The sequence below is a fragment of the Enterobacter sp. C6 genome, from assembly GCF_008122455.1.
Lineage (GTDB): Bacteria > Pseudomonadota > Gammaproteobacteria > Enterobacterales > Enterobacteriaceae > Enterobacter > Enterobacter pseudoroggenkampii.
The window spans coordinates 1-1,920 of record NZ_QPFW01000052.1; the positions used below are offsets into that span (position 1 = coordinate 1).

Here is a 1,920-nt window from a genome sequence, read left to right on the forward strand (position 1 = left end):
TCAACGGCCCGGTGGTGGTGGTGGACCGCATTGAGCGTGACGTGGCGGTCATTGCCGCCGCCGCCAGCAACCCGCACACCGCGACGCAAAAAGCCATCCGCTACCTGCAGCAGCAGGGGCATCGGGTGGTGCAAATTGCCGATTATCCCGGCCTGCTGATCTGGCGGACACTGGCGATGATTGCCAACGAGGCGCTGGATGCCCTGCAAAAAGGGGTCGCCAGCGAGAAGGACATCGATACCGCTATGCGCCTCGGCGTGAACTACCCGAGCGGGCCGATCGCCTGGGGCGAGCGCCTGGGCTGGCAGCGCCTGCTGACGCTGCTGGAGAACCTGCAGCGTCATTACGGCGAAGAGCGTTATCGCCCCTGTTCACTGCTGCGCCAGCGCGCGCTTCTGGAGAGTAGCTATGAGTCATAACGCCTGGCATAACGCCCGCGCGATGTACGAACGGGACGCCTGCGCGCAGGCGATGGGGATGGACATTGTCGAGATGGACGAGGGCTACGCGGTGGTGACCATGACCATCACCCCGCAGATGCTGAATGGCCATAAAACCTGCCACGGCGGCCAGCTTTTTTCGCTGGCGGACACCGCCTTTGCCTACGCCTGTAACAGCCAGGGGCTGGCGGCGGTAGCCTCCGGCTGCTCGATTGATTTTCTGCGTCCGGGCTTTGCCGGGGACACGCTCACCGCCACCGCGCGGGTGAAGCATCAGGGCAAGCTGACCGGCGTGTACGACATTGAAATCCAGAACCAACAACAGAAAACCGTCGCCCTTTTTCGCGGAAAATCTCACCGCATCGGCGGCAGCGTGACAGGAGAGACAGATGCGTGACGCATTTATTTGTGATGGCGTTCGAACCCCGGTGGGGCGCTACGGCGGCGCGCTTTCCGCAGTCCGAACCGACGATCTCGGCGCCGTGCCGCTGCGCGCGCTGCTGGCCCGCTACCCGCAGCTCGATCTGGAGCGGATTGACGACGTGATTTTCGGCTGCGCCAACCAGGCGGGGGAAGATAACCGCAACGTGGCGCGCATGTCGTCCCTGCTGGCCGGGCTGCCGCAGACGGTGTCCGGGACCACCCTTAACCGCCTGTGCGGTTCCGGGCTGGACGCGATTGGTTTTGCCGCGCGCACCATTAAGGCGGGCGACGGCGACCTGCTGATCGCGGGCGGCGTGGAGTCGATGTCCCGCGCGCCGTTTGTGATGGGCAAAGCCACCGCCGCGTTTCAGCGTCAGGCGGAGATCTTCGATACCACCATCGGTTGGCGATTTGTGAATCCGCTCATGCATCAGCAATTCGGAACTGACAGTATGCCGGAAACGGCAGAGAATGTAGCTGAATTGTTAAATATCAGCCGTGCCGATCAGGATGCGTTCGCGCTGCGCAGCCAGCAGCGTACCGCGCAGGCGCAGCAGAACGGCATTCTGGCGCAGGAGATTGTGCCGGTGCTGGTGCCGGGCAAAAAAGGGGCAGTCACAGCGTTCAGCGTGGATGAACATCCGCGCGCGGACACCACGCTCGAGCAGCTTGCCGGTCTGAAAACGCCGTTCCGTAAGAACGGAGTGGTTACGGCGGGAAATGCCTCCGGCGTCAACGACGGCGCTGCGGCGCTGATCGTCGCCAGCGAGAAGATGGCGCTGGCACAGGGGTTAGTCCCGCGCACGCGGATCGTGGCGATGGCGACGGCGGGCGTGGAGCCACGTCTGATGGGGCTCGGCCCGGTACCGGCCACTCGCAGGGTGCTGGAGCGCGCCGGACTCAGTATTAACGATATGGACGTGATCGAGCTTAACGAAGCTTTCGCCGCGCAGGCGCTGGGCGTGCTACGTCAGCTGGGCCTGCCGGATGATGCCGCGCACGTCAACCCGAACGGTGGCGCGATTGCGCTGGGCCACCCGCTGGGCATGAGCGGTGC

Annotated in this window: 3 protein-coding genes; all 3 read left to right on the forward strand. The window is 64.3% G+C overall.

Annotation, left to right across the window (positions count from 1 at the left end; all coding sequences use genetic code 11):
• Positions 1-419 (forward strand): 3-hydroxyacyl-CoA dehydrogenase family protein (locus DOU50_RS00385; RefSeq protein ID WP_228117487.1); only part of this gene is annotated, 419 nt, incomplete at its 5' end.
• Positions 409-837, forward strand: a complete 429-nt coding sequence (gene paaI, locus DOU50_RS00390) for a hydroxyphenylacetyl-CoA thioesterase PaaI (protein ID WP_148768479.1) — start codon at positions 409-411, stop codon at positions 835-837. The genes DOU50_RS00385 and paaI, both read left to right, overlap by 11 nt.
• The coding region (gene pcaF, locus DOU50_RS00395; RefSeq protein ID WP_148768480.1) for a 3-oxoadipyl-CoA thiolase at positions 830-1,920 on the forward strand (1,091 nt) is incomplete at its 3' end. The genes paaI and pcaF, both read left to right, overlap by 8 nt.